Source organism: Natronosalvus amylolyticus (assembly GCF_024298845.1).
In the GTDB taxonomy this organism is placed as follows: Archaea; Halobacteriota; Halobacteria; order Halobacteriales; family Natrialbaceae; genus Natronosalvus; species Natronosalvus amylolyticus.
Genome location: NZ_CP101156.1, coordinates 3,455,897 through 3,474,524, shown reverse-complemented (window position 1 = coordinate 3,474,524; position 18,628 = coordinate 3,455,897). Strand labels below are relative to the sequence as shown.

The following is an 18,628-nucleotide window of genomic DNA, read 5'->3' as shown; positions in this document are numbered from 1 at the left end:
CGTTCGACGGCTATGCCGTCGAGCGAGTCGATGCGGGTGATTTCCCTTCGCGGATCTCACCCACGCATAATTCTACGGAAGCTATAGTAGTCAGTGAAAGTCATTGCACACCGCTCGCAAAACTGCATCGCGGTAGGTGTGTAAATCGGTTCACTGGCTACTATAACTCGAGAGTGAGAGCGACGTTTCATGCCCAATTCAGCCACCTGAGACACCCGAACCAGCAGACAGAACTATGTCTCCTTGCAGCAGCTATTTTTGCCTGGCTTGAAAACCCGAGGCCATGGCAGTGGACGAATCAGAGGAGCCAACCGCTGATCTAGGGCCCGAAAATCCGGACATCGACGACCTCCTGACCAAACTCGAGACACTCAAAGAGACGGTAGACGACCCCAGAGAGGTTCAGAAGGTCGAACAGACCATCTCACTCGTCGAAGCAATGCCCGGCAGTCAGGCGTTCACCAAACGGATTACGAAGTACACCTCTCGAGACATCGCACAATCGTTCGTCGGTGCGGTCGTTTTTTCCCTTCCGCTGCTCGTCGAAGACGGGGTCTTCGAGATTGCGGAGTGGTTCCTCGAGATCACCGTGGGAGGGATTCCAGTGTTCCTGGTTGCGAACGTGTTGTTCATCCTGGGGTTGACTGCTGGACTGCTGTACTATGCCGATTTCAGAGACGTACAGGTGAAATATCCGTTCTTTGGTGTGATTCCACGGCGGTACGTCGGCGTACTCCTCGTTTCCTTTCTGACGGCGTTCGGCACGATGGTTCTCTGGGGTCGATTACACGAAGCCGACCCGACTGCGCTCGAACAACTGAGCCGAGTAACCGTTATCTGGGCTGCTGCTGCCCTGGGGGCCGTTATCGGTGACATCTTGCCTGGAGAGTCAACCGGCACAGATCTGAGCGAACGCAGTAAATAGTGACCGTTGACACGCGTTCCACCTCCAGACACAAGACGACCTCCGGATAGGGACGTGAATCGTTTCGATCGCTACGAAGACGACAGGGAGATACGGTTATCCCGCTGTGAGCGCTGTCAGGAGCGACCAATACGACCTTAACCGCCCACTCCTGATAGGCAGGTATGACCGTGGTCGCTCGAGAGCGTGTTCCGCTACTCACTGCACTGTTGTCGATCATCTCGCTCGCGTTGGTGTTCGGTGCTGCCGGTGGCGTGATTCCACAATCGGCAGTTCCGAACGTGCCTGCGTGGTTGCTCGAGGCGATTCCGACGATTAACGTCCTCATCTCGATTACTGCCATCGGAACGATTCTTACAGGGGTTCGTGCGATTCGACGCGGTGCCGTCGACCGACACCGCGTGCTAATGATCACGTCGTTTCTCCTGTTCGCCGCGTTTCTGGTCCTGTATCTGTATCGTCTGATCGCGCTGGGTGGGTCCCAGCCGTTCCCCGGGCCGGAAACGATCGAGCGATTCGTTTACCTGCCGGTGCTGGCGATACACATTCTGCTCGCTGTCGTCTGTATTCCGCTCCTGTATTACGTCCTGTTGCTCGCAATGAGCCATTCGGTCGGCGAGTTGTACAAGACTCGGCATGCACAAATCGGTCGTATCGCAGCGACGCTGTGGCTCATCTCGTTCTCGCTTGGAATCGTCGTCTACGTGCTGTTACACATCGTGTACTGAACGGAGGTTCAGTACCACTCACTATGGAAATTATGGTACGTCTCGAGCGTCAGACTCACAATACTTTGGAAAGTTGAGTATTTTAGTACGGATCTAATAGTGGTTTCGTTGCGAATTCGTCGCTGTCGCTCGAGTGTACTGTTTGGTAAAGACCGTCGTTACCCCTCAGTACCCTCCCAGGCCACTCAGTCGTCAGCCTGAATGGTTTGCCCGCCGATGTTCGGCCGCGTTACGTCACGGTCGGTTGGCTCACCCTCGATATCGTAGGGGTATTCGCCGGAGACACAGCCCATACAGAGGTCAGATCGATTGGCCCCCAGCACCTCCGCGACGGATTCGGGCGAGAGGTAGGCGATGCTATCGGCCTCGATGGCGTCACCGATTTCGGGAATCGTTTTGTCCGAAGCGATGAGCTCCTCTCGAGTGGCCATGTCGATACCCATGTAACAGGGAGCGACGATGGGTGGGGCACCGATTCGCATGTGGACTTCCGCCGCGCCACAGTCTTTGAGAAGGCTAACGAGTTGGGTTGAGGTCGTTCCACGGACGATGGAGTCGTCGATAAGGGTGACGGTTTTTCCCTCAACGGTCGAGGTAATCGGGTTGAGTTTGAGACGTACGGCCCGTTCCCGTTCGTCCTGTGTCGGCATGATGAACGTTCGGCCGACGTACCGGTTTTTCATCAGGCCTTCGGCGAACTCGACCCCCGTATCTTCGACTGCGCGTGGCTCGCCATCAGCAGTCGTCTCGTCGGCAGCGTCAGCGTAGCCGGAGGCAAACGCACGCCCGGAGTCAGGAACCGGCATCACGACGTCCGTCTCGACGCCGTTTTCTTCCCAGAGTTTGCGGCCGAGGTTCCGACGCGCTTCGTAGACCAGTGTCCCGTCGATTCGGGAGTCGGGGCGAGCGAAGTAGACGTGCTCGAAGAAGCAGTGTGCCGTGTTCTCGGCCTCGATCAGTTGATAGGAATCGAAACCAGACCCGTCCTCGCTCAGGACGACCAGTTCGCCCGGGCGGACGTCCCGGACGAGTTCGCCGTCCAGCGTGTCGATAGCCGCGGATTCGGAGGCGATGATGTAGCCGTTATCGAGTTCTCCGATACAGAGCGGTCGGTTCCCCTGTGGGTCACGAACACCCATGACGGTCTCGTCGTGCATGATCGTCAGCGAGTACGAGCCATGGATTCGCTGCATCGTCCGTTTGACCGCCCGAATAAGGTCCTCGTTGAGCAGGTTTCGGGCGAGGTCGTGGGCGATGACTTCCGTGTCCCCGTCGGAGGTAAAGGCGTGTCCAAGTCCGGCGAGTTCGTCCCGAATTTCTTCGGCGTTGACGAGATTACCGTTGTGGCTCAGCCCGAGCGACCCGGATTTGAACGAGACCGAAAACGGCTGGGCACAACAGGAGTCGACGCTGCCAGCAGTCGGGTAGCGAACGTGACCGATTCCCGTCGAGCCGTTGAGCGACTCGAGGTCGTCTTCATCGAATACGTCACCGACGAGTCCCATCTCGACGTGGCTGTGTTGTTGGAACCCGTCGTGGGTCACGATACCCGCTGACTCCTGACCGCGATGCTGGAGTGCATAAAGACCATAGTACAGCGGTCGAGCGGCGTTTCGGTCCTCGAAAGCGATACCGACGACCCCGCATTTTTCCGTCATCCCTGTTCGCCGGGGTGTCTGGCCCCGCCCATCAGTCATGGTGGTCAGTGGGGTTTCAGCCGATAAAAATCCCCCGTGTTTGTGCTCGAATTCGGAACATCAAGCGCATTATATATGCACACACTTGCATACGTAAGGTGTCGTGGGTCGGTTTTGAGCGGTTCGTTGTCGACTCGAGTACTCGAGATACCGACGAAGCCGGCGACTACCGGTAAGTGGCTTCGAAAAGCGACAGGAAAAAGACAGTTAGTTGTCGCCAGTCTTTCCTTGCCACGCGTACGAGCGGCGTTTGGCGGATTTGCCAAAGCCACAGGAGGCACAGACGCCTTTCTGCTTGTGGTAGGATTTCTCACCGCAGCGTCGGCATTTGACGTGCGTCGTCTTGTTCTTCTTTCCTTGGCTTGGGGTTCCTGCGCCAGTCATGGAGTAATCGAAACGACGTTATCGCCGCGTATAATGGTTGTGTCTTCGATTGACGCATCCGCTGCCGTTTCCTCGGGTGACGAAACCGCGGCATCCTCGAGGACGAGATTCATGTGCTGGTCGTAGCCCGCGAGGTCACCGACGTACTCCTCGCCACTTTTGAGTCGTACTCGAACTCGGTCGCCAAGTGACGCCTCGAGGACGTCAAGCGGTCGTCCACTCATACTCGTGATGGCAGTTGTCATGTACTTAACCGTACCGGTCGAGCGGTTGCCGTCTCCCGGAACCAATGACAGTCACCAGGAGTGATCACTCGGAAGAGTCAGGGTATCGGGGAATGTACGACGAGAGACGTACGAGCCATTGGATCGATAGCGGATGGACGGAGAGGTGCAGTTTTGGTGCTGGACCGCTAGGCTAGTCACTGCCGGCGTGCCTCTGACACTCGACGGCCGTGAACGGGTTCCCGTTCACGTTTTCGAAACGTTACCGTAGCGCCTCGAGATCCGTGTGATCGGCGAGCAGCGTCGCCATCGTCTCGATGGTCTGTGCATCGCGCGTCCGCCCGCTGCGGACGATTTCTTCGGCGCGTTCGACCGTCCGCAAGGTGTCGGTCTGGGCGAGGACGACCGGAACGCCCTTCTTCGCTGCCTGTCCGAGAATGGCTCCCGATGGTCGGTGGCCGCCCGTGAGGATCAGACACTTGACCCCCGATGCTTCGAGTGCGGCAGCGTGGATGTCCGCCCTGTCGCCACCCGTGATGACGGCCGCGTTTTTCGTGCGGCGGAAGTGTCGCAGGGCGCTGTCGGCACCCATCGCACCGACAGAGAAGCGCTCGACGTAGTTCTCGAGGCCTTCCTCGACGAGGACCTGGCCACCGAGTTCGTCAGCGAGGTCATCAACGGTGACGCCAGCCAGCGTCTGCTCGCGCGGCAAGACCCCGTGAACTGGGACGCCTCGTCCCTCGAGGAACGGCGCGATTTCGGTCTCGAGTCGGTCGCGTTCGGCATCGGAGACGGCGTTGAAGATGACGCCACCGAAACGGTCGCCGAAGTCCTTCGCTGCTGCAAGAACGTCGTCTACGTCACCGACGGTTTCGTAGGGTGCGACGAGCACTACCTCGGCGTCGAGCAGTTCGGCTACGTCAGCGTCAGTCAGGTCGACGATGCCGCCCTGCTCGAGGCGACCACCACCCTCGATGAACATGTGATCCGCGTCTTTGGACAGGTTCTCGAAGGCCTCTCGAACGCGTTCACCGATCCCTTCGGGGTCCTCCCGTCCGCGAATCGCCTGGTCGATGAACGTAGGCGAGTAGACGACCGGCTCGAGGTCGTGCATCTCGGCATCGAGGTCGAGCAGTTCGCGGGCGAGCATCGGATCCTCATCGAGGGTTTTGCCGACGTTGCTCTGGAGGCGCGTCCCTTTCGGCTTCATGTAGCCGACGGTCGACCCGGCGTCCCTCGCGTGTTTGGCAAGGGCGAGCGTGATCGCCGTTTTGCCCATACTCTCCTCGAGTGAGGCGACGAGCGTCGTTCGTGGCCCGTCGTCGGTCGTCGCTGGCTGTTCGTCTGCACTGTCTGGGTCGGTTGCGGTGTCGTCTGTCATAGTTTCTCCGTGTCAACGGTCAGTCGAAGATCGATTGCCTGTACGCCCTCAGGTCCGACGACCAGCGGGTTGACGTCGAGTTCGAGAATCGCCGGGAAGTCGGTCACCAGTTGTGACAGTCGCTGGATGGACTCCACGACGGATTCGATGTCTGCCGGCTCGCGGCCCCGTGCGCCACGCAACAGTGGCGCGGCTTTGATGTCCTCGACCATCGCCTGCGCCTCGTCCTCGCCGACCGGTGCCACGCGAACGGACGTGTCCTCGAGGATTTCGACGAAAATCCCGCCGAGTCCGAACAACAGGAGTGGACCGAACTGCGGATCGCGGTTGACGCCGATGATCGTCTCCGTCGACCCCTCGAGGTCGAGCATCTCCTGGACCTGCACGCCGACGATTGACGCATCCGGCTGGTAGTTCCGGGCGTTCGAGACCACGTCCTCGTAGGCGTCGTAGACGTCCTCGTCGCTCACGCCGACGCGGACGCCGCCGATGTCGGACTTGTGTGAGATATCGGGACTCACGATTTTGAGGACGACGTCGCCATCGATGTCGGCAGCGATCTCTTGGGCCGCTTCGGGATCGCTCACGATTTCGCCGTGTGGCGTCGGAATCCCGTACGCATCCAGCAGATCCATCGCTTCGACGCCGAGTCGGTTGCCGGTCCGGGAACGCGCCGTCTCCAGGATTTCTCTGGCGCGGTCGTGGTCGACATCGAACCGTTCCGGCTCGTCACGTTGTGCGGTTTTGATGTCTCGATATCGAGCGAGCGCATCGAGGCCGGACACCGCGCGGGCGGGGTCGAAGTAGTTCGGGATACCGAACTCTCGCAGGACCTCCTCGGCCGCCCGTGACCGACTGCCGCCCATCAGGCTGGTAACGATCGGCTTGTCGTGGATATCGCGCTGTTCGATCACGACCTCCGCCAACCGGTCGTACTCGAGGACGGCCGTCGGCGCACTGACGACGACGGCACTGCCCACGTTGGGATCCTCGAGTGCGATGTCGAGTGCGGTCTCGAATCGTTCGATATCGGCGTCACCGATGACGTCGATCGGATTGTAGACGTTCGCCTCGTCCGGCATCGTCTCGGCGAGTCGCCCGATCGTTTCGTCGGTGAAGTTCGCCATCTCGAGGTTCGCGTCGCCGACGGCGTCAGTCGTGAGGACGCCGGGGCCGCCGGCGTTGGTGACGACCGCAACGCCATCGGCGTCGGGTGTCGGCAGGCCCGAAAGCGCCCGTGCCCAGTCGAACAACTCCTGAACGGATCGAGCGCGCAAGACCCCGGCCTGTTCGAGGCCGCTTTCGTAAGCGACCTCGCTGCCGGCAATCGCCCCGGTGTGAGAGGAGGCTGCCTGTGCGCCGGCGTCGGTCCGTCCGGACTTGACGAGCACGATTGGGGTGTCGTCACTGACCTCGCGGGCGACCTCGACGAACTCGTCGCCACGGTCGATTCCCTCGAGGTAGCCGATGATGACGTCGGTTTCGGGGTCTTCACCCCACTCTTCGACGAAGTCGGTCTCGTCGAGGACGGATTTGTTCCCCAGGGAGACCACGTCACGGAAGCCGATTCCCTGTTCGTTCGCCCAGTCGAGAACGGCCGTAATGAACGCGCCCGACTGGCTCATAAACGAGACAGAGCCATCGAGCGCGTTCTCGGGCCCGAAGGTGGCGTTCATTCCACTTCGGGTGTTCATAATCCCGAGGCTGTTCGGGCCGACCAGGTTGAGGTCGTGTTCGTCGGCGAGTTCGCGCAGTTCGCGCTCGCGGGCTGCACCATCACTGCCGGTTTCGGCGAACCCCGCCGTGATGACGACGACGTTTTCGACCCCGGCTTCGGCGCTTTCCCGAATTGCCTCGAGTACGATCGACGGCGGGACGACGATTACTGAGAGATCGACTGGTGGCGCGCTGGCGACGTCAGGATAACACTCGATCCCGAGCACGGACTCGCGGTTCGGATTGACGGGGATAACGTCCCCGACGTAATCCGCCACGAGATTCTCGAGAATCGCGTGTCCGACGGCGCCTTCGCGATCAGTCGCCCCGACGACGGCTACAGATTCCGGTGCGAAGAGATCACGTAACCTTCCCATCACGTGGACGGTCACTCGGCACCGAGTTAAGTATATTCACACGTTCCCACCGACTGGGTCCAATCGAAGGGTGAGACACGGTGACGTGCCTCCCGTTGACTGATTCGTACAACCAACCCACACTGCCAGAGAGCCAACAGCTCTGATTGGAACCACTTAATGCATCGAAAGCGACCGGACACCGTCACTCGAGAGGCCAATCGTTAGCAGGTAGAAAGCGATTGCGACGACGATGATCGATCCGCCCGAGGGCAGTCCGTAGGTGATCGCCATGGCCAAGCCCCCAGCGATCGAGAGTTGGCCGAACAGCACGGACAGGTACATCGTCTCGCGGAAGCCGTGGGCGATCTGGGAGGCCGCAGCAACCGGAATAACGAGCATTCCGGCGACCAGAATAACGCCGAGAACCTGCATCGAGCCGACGACGACGACGGCCGTCATGACGACCAGAATTGTGTTGTAGGCGGTGACGTTGAGCCTGGCCACCCGGGCAGCCTGTTCGTCGAAGGTGATGAACACCAGTTGCTTGTACGTGTAGATGACGACCGCGACGACGATGACACTCAATACGGCCATCAATCGGGCGCTCGAGGCCGTCACGATCGACAGGTCGCCCCAGAGGAACCCCTCGATGCTGATGCCGCGCTGACCGCGACCCCAACTAATGACCAGCGTCCCGACGGCGAAACTCCCGGTAAGCATGATCGCAACGGGAACGTCGCCGTAGGTGTCGGTGTGTTCTGAAAGCCACTGCACGCCGAGTGCGCCAAGGATGCTGACGACCAGCGCAAAGTACAGCGGCACGTTGATTCCGACCAACGAACCGGCGGCAAAGCCGATGGCAACCCCGGCGAAGGCAGTGTGGGCGAGCGTCTCGCCGATGAGTGCCATCTCCCGGTGGACGAGGAACGTGCCGATGAGTGGCGCAACGATGCCGATCAAGACGCCCATCGCTAATTGTTGCCACATGAACGCCCACTTGAAGACGTTCGTTCCGAGGTAGTGATCGAGCCACTGGCCGGCGATCATAAACTGTTCGTAGGCTCCCGTTGCGATGCCTTGTTCCTGAAGCCAAAAGAGGATGATAAAGGCGAGCATCACGAGGGAAACGGCACCCGTAACCGCCAGACCAGCCAGTTCGAGCAGGCGGCGAATATCGCGGCTAGAGTCGGTTTCGCGGGCGACTGTAGTGTCGACGTTTTCGGTCATCAGTGATCGTGGTGGACGACGGTTCCCGTCGCTCCGTAGGCCTCGGCGAGCGCGTCGCTCTGGACGAACGATTCGGTGTCGCCGTGGTGGTACAGTTCCGTGTTGATACAGGCGATTCGCGAGGCACGGTCGGTGACGACACCGATGTCGTGTTCGATGAGGATGATGGTGATACCGGAGTCGTTGAGTGACTCGAGCAGCTGATAGAAGGCGTCTCGAGACTCGGCATCGACGCCGACAGTTGGCTCGTCGAGTGCGAGCAAGTCGGATTCGGAGGCGAGTGCACGGGCGATGAACGCACGCTGGCGCTGGCCACCGGAGAGTGCGTTGACGCGCCGGTCTGCAAGGTCCTCGATGCCGACGGTCTCGATGGCATCCTCGATGGCCGCATAATCCCGTTCTTTCAAGCGTGCGTGTCCTGCGTGGGCGAACCGTCCCATTTTCACGGCTTCACGGACGGTTACCGGCATCGAACCGCCCCGATTAGTCGATTGCTGGGAAACGTATCCGATGCGGTCGCCCGCGCTGAACTCCTCGACGGGTTTCCCGAAGAGGTCGATGGAACCGGAATCGGGCTCGAGGAGGCCGAGCATGAGATGCAATAAGGTCGTCTTTCCAGACCCGTTAGGACCGATTAGCCCCAGGAACTCGCCCTTCTCGATCGTTAGAGACACGTCTTTGACGACGGGCGAATCGCCGTAGGCAAACGAGACGTTCCGAACGTCGACCGCGGAGGTCACGGCCGACTCTCCGACCGCCGCCGAGTTAGTTCTTGCACTTTCCGTGTGAGCGGTTCCTGCCATCAATCTGCTTTGAGTGCCTTGCGAAGCGAAGGTATCGTCACTTCTTCCATCTGTTCGATCCAGCCCCAGCCCTGCTCGTGCCACTCGGCGAGGGTGCCTTCAGCAGGCGTCATGGGTGCGGTCTCGGTTGCGCTACTGTTCTCGACGATAGTCTGGGCGAGTGGCGGGATTTCCTCGTTCGTCGCCTCGAAAGGGTCGTACAGGATCGTATCGATACCGTGTTCGTCGACGAGTTCGATCGTCGCCGTAATTTCACCGGAACTCGGCGATTCGTCAGGTGAGACGCCCACCGGTGAGTGCAGATCGAACCCGTACCGATGTTCGACGTAGCGAAAGGAGTCGTGGCCGGCGAAGACGGCGATATCGAGTTCGCCGTCTGCGACCGCCGACTGGAACCCCTCGTCGACTCCCTCAAGCCGTTGTGCATACGCCTTCGCGTTCGCTTCGTACGTGGCCGCATTGTCCGGATCCAGTGTGGCAAACTCACGTGCAAACGTCTCTACGATCTGGGTCGCAAGCACTGGGTCGGCCCACACGTGCGGATCGTGGAACTCCGTCACGTCAGCGGGATCGACGTCCGCAGAGACGTCGATACTGAGTGCGCCCGCACTCGAGTCCCAGATAACTGACCCATCATGGTGCAGTTCGAACACGAGTAGCGTTCGACCCTCCTCGAGGCCGGTAATTTCGACGGTGTTTCCATCTGACTCGAGGTCGACGATACCCTCGGGTGCGCCGTCGTCCAGACGAACGTCGACCTGCAACTCCTCATCCGGGCCAAGCGGGACGACGTGTCCACCGTCGGCTTCGACGAACGGTTCGAATCGAACTGCGCCTTCGAGCGGGACGTTCGGAAGGCCGCCGTCCCAGTGATCGATGTGCCAGTAGGCAGTGACCTCGTTCGTCGTCGGATCGATTACCTGGAACTCCTCAAGGGTGAAATCGGCCGGATCGACAGTGTACTCCGGGTCTGGATCCGGAAGGCTCCCATCCGAAAACGAGAGAAGTTGGTCATCGGTAAAGCCGGCCAACCCATCGATGGTGGCCACATCGACCGACTCGGCCTCGAGTTGCGCTGCCAGGTCCTGTGCCCAGGAAAACTCCGGCGTGTCGAGATAGACGAACGCATCTGTCTCTGCAACGTTGCGGACGAGATCTCCCTCTGGCGTCCACCCGTGCCCCATTTCTCCGACGTCGACGGGATTTTCGAACGTTCCGTGTTCACCAGTGATCTCGTTGGCCCAGTCCCAGAGAGCGAAAAAGGAAGCGTACCCGGTGAGGCCGCCTGCCTCATCCTCGTTGTTGGTGCCCGAATCGTCGTCGGAACCATCCTCGCCCGGTTCACTCAGACAGCCGGCAAGTGCACCGACAGCGACGGCTGCCCCACCGCGCTGAAGCACATTCCGGCGTGTGCATTTCATACCCGAATGAAATCGGCTCACCGATAAAAGAGTTATTATCTAAATTGGTTGGTTTAATAATCCTGGGGAGTTCGAGTCGCTATTTTGGTAATTCTTCCCTCGAGTTCGAGATCGACGAGAGAGAGAGAGTACAACGGTTCCTTGCGGGAGCCAATTGCAATGAAATTTTGAGTGTTCTCGACCAATTCTCGAGTACCGCCTCAATACAATATCACCGTCAACAACCCCGATTTCACAGATCGGAGTTCGTGCGCTGTACCGCCTATGGAAATTCCGGTTCTGTTGAAATATTCGTATTCATACACCAACTCTGCTGAAAATACTGCCCATGAAAACTATAGTAACCATTGAAACGATTCACACACCTATCGCGACGCCAACATGCGATAAGATGTGCAATGACTTTCAATGGCTACTATAATGACCGCGAACGGCTCTTTCACGACATTCCAGTTTCCGGATCCGAACCCATTGTTTGCTCTTCGATTGGCGATTCCCAGAGCGAGATCACAACTGAGCCGACGACCAGTATCACACCTGCTGTCGAGAGTGCGATCAAGGGTGACACAGCATCCGAAATCACGCCGCTCCCGAGCTGGAACGGAATAACGGTTACCGCACTTACCATCGCCATTGCGCTCAATACGGTTGCACGACCGAGCGTTTCGATACGGTCGTTCACGTACTGTCCAGCAAGCACTCGCGTCGGTTCAACGCACGCCCACCCGACGAACAACGCGACGAGCGCTATCGAAGGCACGAACACCATTGCTGTTAACAGACCACCGACGAGGAGCGGGATGACGACAAACCACCGACGCAGTCCAATCCACTCTTGAATGAACCCGATACGGTAGCTGATCGCTGCCGAGACGAGATTGATCGCTGCGTAGTACACCCCGAGCAACGTTTCGACGTTGTCGGTCGAAATAGCGAGAGTGTAGGGGTTCTCTTGACCGGGAACAGGAAGTGAGAGCGTGAGACTCATGTTCAGGCCAGTCACCACGGACTCGAAGATCGGCTGGAGGAAGATGAACACGAGATAGGTAACGGCTGAGAACAGCACGAAGTAGTAGACGATGAACGACCGGAGCCGACGCTGACCGACAGCCTGCGTCACGACACCCCACGCCTCTCGGATACCCATCTCGCTCGAATCGCTTTCCTCGTACGTCGCCGGTTCGTCTAGCGTTACGATCACGAGCAGCCCTAACCCGGTGAACAGCGCAGCCGCGAGAAACGGATACGTGAGGTCAAGTCCGCCGAGATATCCGCCGACGAGTGACGCACCGACACCGGCCGTCAAAGCGATCGATTGTCCACGTCCACGAACGCGAGTAAACTCGTCACTCGCCGAAACGTCGGTGAGCGTTTCATACACCCACGCATCTTCCGTTCCCGAGCGGAAGTTATAGCCAAGCGACCAACAGATGAACAAGAGGGCAAACGCAAGAAACGAAGAGGCAAACGCGATACCAACTAACGTCGCCGTAATGAGTGCCGATCCGACGAGCAGGCTATTTCGACGACCGATTCGGTCACCGACGTAGCCTGTCGGTACTTCCCCGAAAACTGTCGCCAGATTGTAGAGCGCTTCGACGATGACGATTTGTGTGAACGAGAGTCCCTGTGAGAGGAAGTAAAGGTACATGATCGGCCGATAGAACTCAACCGCTTCCGTCGCTTTGTAGAGATAATATCTGAAGACTGCTCCGGAAATCGTCATATCGCAACGATCACATCACCTAATCCTAACGACTTTGGAATACACCGTCGCCTGCCGCTTCTTCATTCCGATGAAAACATGCCTCAAAGACTTTAGCATCCTCCCACGAGTGAAGTCCTGTCTCTTACCCATAAGTCCACGGCGTTCCAAACAGGCGTTTCAGCCGCTTTCGAACTCGAGTTGTGCCCGGACACTCGAGGTTCGGAGCGATTCGAGCGATGATGCCAGTGGTTGGGGTGGATGAACACCGGTAGGCGGGATCGACGGAATCGATCCTCGAGATTGATTGTACCCGTGAAAAACGGGAGTTTCGGTTGCATTCCTCGATCTTGTTCACTCACGACAGCGGCGCCATTTGTGGGTAAGAGACAGGAGTGAAGTCGTAGGGTTTCTCCCAAAATCTCTGTTATTGGCTGAAAAAACGGTATTGACTGTTAGAGAACTCGGTCAAGATTGTGGGCGATACACGCGAGGGTGAGTTCACGAAACTGCTTCCAACAGCGTCGTGAACGGACGAACGCACCGTATTTTCGCTTGAGTTGAGAGTTCACCGTTTCGCTCTGGCTCCGTTCGTTGTAGCGTTCCTTATCCAGCCGAACCGTCCACACTTTCTGAAGCGAGGAGAACTCCCGATGTTTGATAAGTGGGGAATCCCGTACTCACGGGGCGTTATCCGAACCTGTTGAACGTCGTATCTCTTGTCTCCAAGGGAAACTTCGACTTTCGCTGCGTTGCGGTTGATAAGCGATGACTGTACAAATGTATAATACATCATAGGATTTAACAGAGCCAATATTTCTGCAAAATCGACAGAAAACACCCCTTCAACCTGACCGAAATAGCTGATTGGGTATGATTAGTGATCGTGGTCGTGGTCGTCGTCGTGGTCGTGGTCGTCGTCGTGGTCGTCGTCGTGGTCGTGGTCGTGGTCGTGATCGTGATCGTGGTCGTCGTCAACCTCATCCACGACTTGGGCGGTAAGCCCAGGCGACTGATAATCTGCATGATCATCGTGCCATATCAAGAAGACGATATCAGTGACACCGGTTTCCTCACCACCAAGTGAGACATCCTTTCCGTGAGTATCGAATGAGAGTGCGCCTTCGGGAGCATCGTGTGCGTAGGCAATGCGCAGTTCGTACTCGTCCTCGAAAGTCAGTTCCTCACCCGTTTCCGTTTCCACATTTGCCTCGAGTGAGACCGACCCATCGACTGGAATCTGTGGAAGGCGTCCATCCCAGTGATCGCCGTGGACCCACGCGATTCGATCCCCGTGGTCATCGTGCAGGCTGAACTCCTCGATTCCAATATGGTCGAACTCCGATTCGGCTACTTCGGACTCACTGTGTTCATGATCGTGGTCGTCGTGGTCATCGTGGTCATCGTGGTCGTCATGGTCGTCGTCGTGGTCATCATGATCGTCATGATCGTCGTGATCGTCGCCAGCACCCTCATCATCGTCATCACCGAGACAGCCAGCGAGCGCAAGCGCACCGATAGACGCGGTTCCGAGTAGTACGTTCCGTCGTGATTGAGTCGTATCTGTTGGACGCATTGTTAGACGCTACTCGAGACATCAGGGATTGTTAGTAATGAAGCTGACGATATTATTAACAAGTGCGAAGAAGAGTGGCTGGTTTGATAAACGCAGTTTTTTGGAGGCCTGAGTCACTCGAGGCAAAAAGAATGCATTCGGTTGCCGTCACGTCACAGCGTTCCCGAGGACGACCGATTCGATCACTCCGACGCCGCCACCCTCACAACGTCCGCGTCAGCCAGTTTCTGGAGGGTTGACGGTTCGATGGGAAAGACCGCGGTCGGCGTCCCAGCGGCCGCCCAGACGGTGTCGAACTCGAGGAGCGTCCGGTCCAGAAACGTCGGCGTGGGCGTCTCGTGACAGAACGGTGGGACCCCACCGATAGACCACCCGAGGTGTGATTTGATCCGCTCGGGGTCGGCCATCTCGAGAGCGTCAGGCGAGACGCCGACGTGTTCGGCGAGAGTGGCTTCATCGGCTCGATGTGCGCCGCTGGTCACCGAGACGATCAGGTCGCCGTCGGCTTCGAACGCGAGCGAACTCGCGATTTGAGCGACGTCACAGCCGATCGCCTCGGCGGCGTCGGCTGCCGTTTTCGTCCCCTCGGGAAACTCTTCGACGGCCGGTTCGAATTCGTATTCCTCTCGAGCACAGTCGACAAACGCCGTTGCGCGTGGATGCATGCCGTGTGGTATCTCGCGGCGATGGTGAAAACCTATTGGTCCCGGGAATTCGTGCAGCGCAATCGTCACCGGAGCGATGCCGACACCGCGAGGCCGTCGCGTCGGCTGTAGGTGTGGTGCGCAGGATCGAGTTCGAACGCCTCGAGCTCGACGACGAGCCGTCCGGGCTCGATAGTCGCCCGCAGTATCACCCCGCGACTCGTGACGACGACGTACGGCGGGGCGGGGGCAGGCGGTGCAGATAAGCGGTAGCCCGCCGTCACCACGAGGTCGGCGAGCACACCCGGTAATGCCTCGAGAACGCCCGTGCGCTCGAGTCGCGTTCGAAACGGGTCGACGATGGCTCGACCTCCAGCTGCCGCAGGGGTCGGCCAGCTGTCGGCCACGGCGTCGGCACAGACCTCGATAGCCGAGCAGACGCCCGCGTGCTCTTGGCGTGTACGGGTCTCGACCGCCGTCTCGATAGATGGCTCGACCATCAGTCGCCGGCGTCGTTCGCCTCGAGCATCGATTCGACGGCGTCACGAGTCGGCAGCGCGGTCATTGCTCCCGTTTCCGTCGTCGTGGTCGCTGCAACCGCACCGGCGAAGGCGAGGGTCTCCGCGAGCGGTCGTCCGTTTCGAAGCGCCGCGATGAGTCCGGCGACGAACGCATCGCCCGCGCCAGTCGTGTCGACCACGTCGACGGCATACCCGTCGTGTTCGACCAGCGTATCCGGCTCACGAGCGTCGTCGTTCGTGACGACCATCGCCCCCTCGCTCCCGCGTGTGAGGTATACCGTGTGAGGACCGTACTCGAGGGCATTTCGAGCGACAGCCTCGAGAGAGTCACCCTGACAGCCCAGCGCTCGGAGTTCCTCGACCGTTGCCTTGCACACGTCCGTGTATTCGAGGGCCTGCCGGGAGACGCGTTCGAAGGTGTCCTCGTCCCGCCAGAGTTCCGGCCGTGCGTTTGGGTCGAACGAAACCGTACACCCCTGCTCGGCCGCGCGCTCGAGCAAGTCCAGTGTCGCGTCCCGGGACCGGCCGCTCGAGAGGGCGACGCCACCGGCGTGGACCCACTCGGTCGTCGCGAGCGTGTCGTCGTCGATTCGCCCCGGTTCCATACGCGTGTCGGCCGTGCCGTCACGATAAAAGGAGAAGGTTCGGTCGCCGTTCTCGTCGTGCGTGACGAAGGCCAGACTGGTCTGCGCGTCTCCGTCGAGTTCGACGTAGGTTTCTGGCAGTCCGTAGCCGGCGAGGACGTCCGTCAGATAGCGTCCGAACGGGTCGTCGCCGACGCGAGTCCACAGCGAAACCGGTTCCTCGAGACGGGCGAGTCCCACGGCGACGTTCGCTGGCGCACCGCCGGGTCGTCGTTCGAACCCGCTCACGGTCTCGAGAGGACCAGGTCGTTCGGGTAAGAAATCGATCAGCGTCTCCCCGGCGACCAGTACTGCTGGAGGCATACTGTGACCCTCGCGTGTCCGTCAGTTTATCCTGTCGGTCACGGCTGGACCTGCGCTGTTGGCCCGGCCACCCTGGGATGAATTTACGTTCCCCGAGGTCCCAACACAGGTGAAAGAGTTAATTTAGTAGGAAAAGTTGTTTTTGAATCCAAAACAATAATTTTCCAATGGATAGGTTTTAAGAGGCTGCGCGTGGTAGGTGAGAGTGAGATGAGTACCCAGAAAACCATCCGTCAGCATGCCGAAACCGTCGAAGAAACCGGCCTTCGACTCGAGAAAGAGAAGGCAGAACAGATCGTCGACGCGTTGAACACGGAGCTGGCGAACAGTTACGTGCTCTACCACCAGCTCAAGAAACACCACTGGGTCGTCGAGGGAGCGGAGTTCCGCGACCTCCATATCTTCTTCGAGGAAGCCTACGAGAACGCCGAAGGCGGCGCGGACCTGATCGCCGAACGCGCTCAAGCACTCGGCGGCGTCCCCGTCTCGGGCCCGACGAACCTCGAAGACCGCGCCACCGTCGAGTTCGAGGGCGAAGACGTCTACGACCTGCGGACGATGATGGAAAACGACCTCGAGATTTACGGCGACATTATCGAGTCGATGCGCGACAGCATCGAACTCGCGACCAACCTCGGAGATCACGCCACAGCTCAGATCCTCCGGAACATCCTCGTGGACGTCGAAGACGACGCACACCACTTCGAGCACTACCTCGAGGACGAGACCCTCGTTCGCGAGGACGCGCTCAACTGAGCGCTGGAGACGAGACGAGTACGACGACGGGCACAGGTCCGCTGACAGGTCGTCAGTCGAACGACGATATTTTTCGAGCGGAAATCACAGACCACTGCTCGGGTAGTTCACGGTGACCGTCGAGAGCGTATCTCGTCGCTATCTGACGCCGTTCAGGGTCGAAGCTCGAGAGAAACGTCAGCGGCGATCCAGGCGTCGGAATTGTCTTTTTCAGTAAGGACAATCTTTCCAGGGCGGGTTTCGTGGCAGGTGACCAGAGACGGATCCGTATCGATGTCGGCTGAGGGGTCAGGATCGTTGCGTTGGGCCGGTACGTCCATTGAGAGAAGTTAGGCGAGCCTAAAGCTAAATATGTTTTGGTGGGACAGGTGCCGCTCGTGCCCGCATACCTGCGTGGTTGTTCTACTGCCGGACGGGAGTGATTGAACTCCTCCCTTTGATCATGCTGTGTCCATTTCCGGAGTCTCTTGGAGGGGCTCGACACGGAATACGTACTCCGCGTAACTGCCATCGAGATTCGCGGGACTCTCTTCGTCGGTATGCCCTTGGCAGAGAACGGCCTCTGCTTCAACGGCACCGTGCCCGGTTTCTTCTTGATATCGCTCGAGGACGACAAACGTCGCCCGCTCGGTGCAGCCGCGACGGTGGCACTCGGGAAGCGAGTCCGAAGCTCCGTCCCCGCGTCGGTTCTCGCCGTCTGATTGGTTCTCTCGTCCGTTTTCCGTGTCTACCATCCCTACTCACTAGGGAAGCAAGCCGAATAATGCTATGGTCGTTCGTGGAACCGGACACCAGTAATCGGTTTCTCATGTCTTCAGGCTTGACGAACCACTTCGATGAGACGAAACGCGTTCATCAACGGCTTGACCCCTCGTTCAATCGGTTTCTTTGTCCCGAGTGTTGCTTCGTCTACCGCGACGCTACCCGTCTACCTCGAGTAACGACGCTGACGCAGAGGTCCGGTTCCGATTGAAGTACATGATTTTGGCCCGCAGGATATCGCCTTCGGTCACCGACTCGGGGACATCCTGAACGAAGACGACGAACCCCTCGACTTTGCCGACGGCTCGACACTCGCCGGAGTGATGAGTCTCGAGTTCGAGCACCCCCAATCGGACTTCTTCCCCGATGTCGACCGGCGGTTCTCGCTCGCGAGCTTCCTGATGTGCCCGATAGGATTGTGAAACGTCGTCCAGTTCGTCGAACTCCTCGACAGCATCCTCCCAGTCGTGGCCGGCCGCGACGATAGCGTGACAGAGTTCCTCGAACGCGCGTTCGTCAGTGATCTTTCCCGCTTCCGCAAGTTCGATGAGGCGGTCGTACGCACCAAGCTCCTCGAGCCCCTCGATGTCGTACAGATCGGCGTCCTCGAGGTACGCGTCCACGTCGGCGGGCGACCACGGGTCACCGACACTCGAGCGCCGACGACGGAGCCAGAGACCGGCGAGCCCGCTCAGTACGATTCCACCCACGAGGACGATACCGACGGGGGACCATTCCATTACGTGCAACGAACGGGTGAATCGACAAGTACGTTGTTTTTCCTCGGCGTTGGCACCCATCGTATGCGACCTGAACCCACACTCGAGCGATGACAGTGTGTTTCTTATACAA

General features: G+C 59.0%; 19 protein-coding genes and 1 pseudogene. 3 read left to right on the top strand and 17 right to left on the bottom strand.

The window, feature by feature from the left end; translation table 11 throughout:
* The first annotated feature begins 289 nt into the window (after window positions 1-289).
* A complete protein-coding gene (locus tag NLK60_RS16215) occupies window positions 290-925 on the top strand; it encodes a DUF2391 domain-containing protein (protein WP_425499082.1) in 636 nt (211 codons plus the stop codon).
* Window positions 926-1,089: 164 nt separating this feature from the next.
* Window positions 1,090-1,653: a DUF420 domain-containing protein gene (locus NLK60_RS16210; protein WP_254808810.1), complete on the top strand. Its 564-nt coding sequence runs from the start codon at window positions 1,090-1,092 to the stop codon at window positions 1,651-1,653.
* 185 nt (window positions 1,654-1,838) lie between these two features.
* On the opposite strand, the gene purF is transcribed toward NLK60_RS16210, so the two are convergent.
* From purF to NLK60_RS16140, 14 genes and pseudogenes are all read right to left on the bottom strand, one after another.
* A complete protein-coding gene (gene purF / locus NLK60_RS16205) occupies window positions 1,839-3,311 on the bottom strand; it encodes an amidophosphoribosyltransferase (RefSeq protein ID WP_254810508.1) in 1,473 nt (490 codons plus the stop codon).
* A 246-nt stretch (window positions 3,312-3,557) separates the two neighbouring features.
* The gene (locus NLK60_RS16200) at window positions 3,558-3,734 is read right to left on the bottom strand and encodes a 50S ribosomal protein L37e (RefSeq protein ID WP_254808809.1); all 177 of its coding nucleotides are present in this window, start codon (window positions 3,732-3,734) and stop codon (window positions 3,558-3,560) included.
* Window positions 3,731-3,958 carry an LSM domain-containing protein gene (locus NLK60_RS16195; RefSeq protein ID WP_254808808.1) on the bottom strand — a complete coding sequence of 76 codons (228 nt, stop codon included), beginning with the start codon at window positions 3,956-3,958 and terminating at the stop codon, window positions 3,731-3,733. Before NLK60_RS16195 ends, NLK60_RS16200 begins: the two co-directional genes overlap by 4 nt.
* Before the next feature lie 262 nt (window positions 3,959-4,220).
* Window positions 4,221-5,339, bottom strand: a complete 1,119-nt coding sequence (locus tag NLK60_RS16190) for a phosphotransacetylase family protein (protein WP_254808807.1) — start codon at window positions 5,337-5,339, stop codon at window positions 4,221-4,223.
* A complete protein-coding gene (locus NLK60_RS16185) occupies window positions 5,336-7,432 on the bottom strand; it encodes an acetate--CoA ligase family protein (RefSeq protein ID WP_254808806.1) in 2,097 nt (698 codons plus the stop codon). The genes NLK60_RS16190 and NLK60_RS16185 overlap by 4 nt, the downstream gene beginning before the upstream one ends.
* A 156-nt stretch (window positions 7,433-7,588) precedes the next feature.
* Complete coding sequence (locus NLK60_RS16180) at window positions 7,589-8,641, bottom strand: metal ABC transporter permease (protein ID WP_254808805.1); 1,053 nt, start codon at window positions 8,639-8,641, stop codon at window positions 7,589-7,591.
* A complete protein-coding gene (locus tag NLK60_RS16175; protein ID WP_254808804.1) occupies window positions 8,641-9,381 on the bottom strand; it encodes a metal ABC transporter ATP-binding protein in 741 nt (246 codons plus the stop codon). Before NLK60_RS16175 ends, NLK60_RS16180 begins: the two co-directional genes overlap by 1 nt.
* A 62-nt stretch (window positions 9,382-9,443) precedes the next feature.
* The gene (locus NLK60_RS16170; protein ID WP_254808803.1) at window positions 9,444-10,865 is read right to left on the bottom strand and encodes a metal ABC transporter substrate-binding protein; all 1,422 of its coding nucleotides are present in this window, start codon (window positions 10,863-10,865) and stop codon (window positions 9,444-9,446) included.
* A 439-nt stretch (window positions 10,866-11,304) separates the two neighbouring features.
* Window positions 11,305-12,591 (bottom strand): MFS transporter, encoded by a 1,287-nt coding sequence (locus tag NLK60_RS16165; protein ID WP_254808802.1) that lies wholly within the window; start codon window positions 12,589-12,591, stop codon window positions 11,305-11,307.
* A gap of 434 nt (window positions 12,592-13,025) precedes the next feature.
* Window positions 13,026-13,348: pseudogene (locus NLK60_RS16160) on the bottom strand (transposase); the annotation flags it as partial.
* A gap of 99 nt (window positions 13,349-13,447) precedes the next feature.
* Entirely contained in the window at window positions 13,448-14,146 is a 699-nt protein-coding gene (locus tag NLK60_RS16155) for a hypothetical protein (RefSeq protein WP_254808801.1), read from the bottom strand.
* Between the two features lie 182 nt (window positions 14,147-14,328).
* The gene (locus NLK60_RS16150) at window positions 14,329-14,811 is read right to left on the bottom strand and encodes a YbaK/EbsC family protein (RefSeq protein WP_254808800.1); all 483 of its coding nucleotides are present in this window, start codon (window positions 14,809-14,811) and stop codon (window positions 14,329-14,331) included.
* Window positions 14,812-14,876: 65 nt separating this feature from the next.
* On the bottom strand, window positions 14,877-15,290 hold the full coding sequence (locus tag NLK60_RS16145; protein WP_254808799.1) for a DUF7988 family protein: 414 nt from the start codon (window positions 15,288-15,290) through the stop codon (window positions 14,877-14,879).
* Window positions 15,290-16,258, bottom strand: coding sequence for a carbohydrate kinase family protein (locus NLK60_RS16140; protein ID WP_254808798.1), 969 nt, complete (start codon window positions 16,256-16,258; stop codon window positions 15,290-15,292). Before NLK60_RS16140 ends, NLK60_RS16145 begins: the two co-directional genes overlap by 1 nt.
* Before the next feature lie 210 nt (window positions 16,259-16,468).
* On the opposite strand from NLK60_RS16140, the gene dpsA reads away from it, so the two are divergent.
* The gene (dpsA, locus tag NLK60_RS16135) at window positions 16,469-17,014 is read left to right on the top strand and encodes a DNA starvation/stationary phase protection protein DpsA (protein ID WP_254808797.1); all 546 of its coding nucleotides are present in this window, start codon (window positions 16,469-16,471) and stop codon (window positions 17,012-17,014) included.
* Between the two features lie 152 nt (window positions 17,015-17,166).
* Here dpsA and NLK60_RS16130 read toward each other — a convergent pair whose 3' ends face one another.
* The 3 genes from NLK60_RS16130 to NLK60_RS16120 form a co-directional block, all read right to left on the bottom strand.
* Entirely contained in the window at window positions 17,167-17,334 is a 168-nt protein-coding gene (locus tag NLK60_RS16130; protein WP_254808796.1) for a hypothetical protein, read from the bottom strand.
* A gap of 120 nt (window positions 17,335-17,454) precedes the next feature.
* Window positions 17,455-17,748, bottom strand: a complete 294-nt coding sequence (locus NLK60_RS16125) for a hypothetical protein (protein WP_254808795.1) — start codon at window positions 17,746-17,748, stop codon at window positions 17,455-17,457.
* A gap of 186 nt (window positions 17,749-17,934) precedes the next feature.
* On the bottom strand, window positions 17,935-18,516 hold the full coding sequence (locus NLK60_RS16120) for a hypothetical protein (protein WP_254808794.1): 582 nt from the start codon (window positions 18,514-18,516) through the stop codon (window positions 17,935-17,937).
* Window positions 18,517-18,628: the final 112 nt, after the last annotated feature.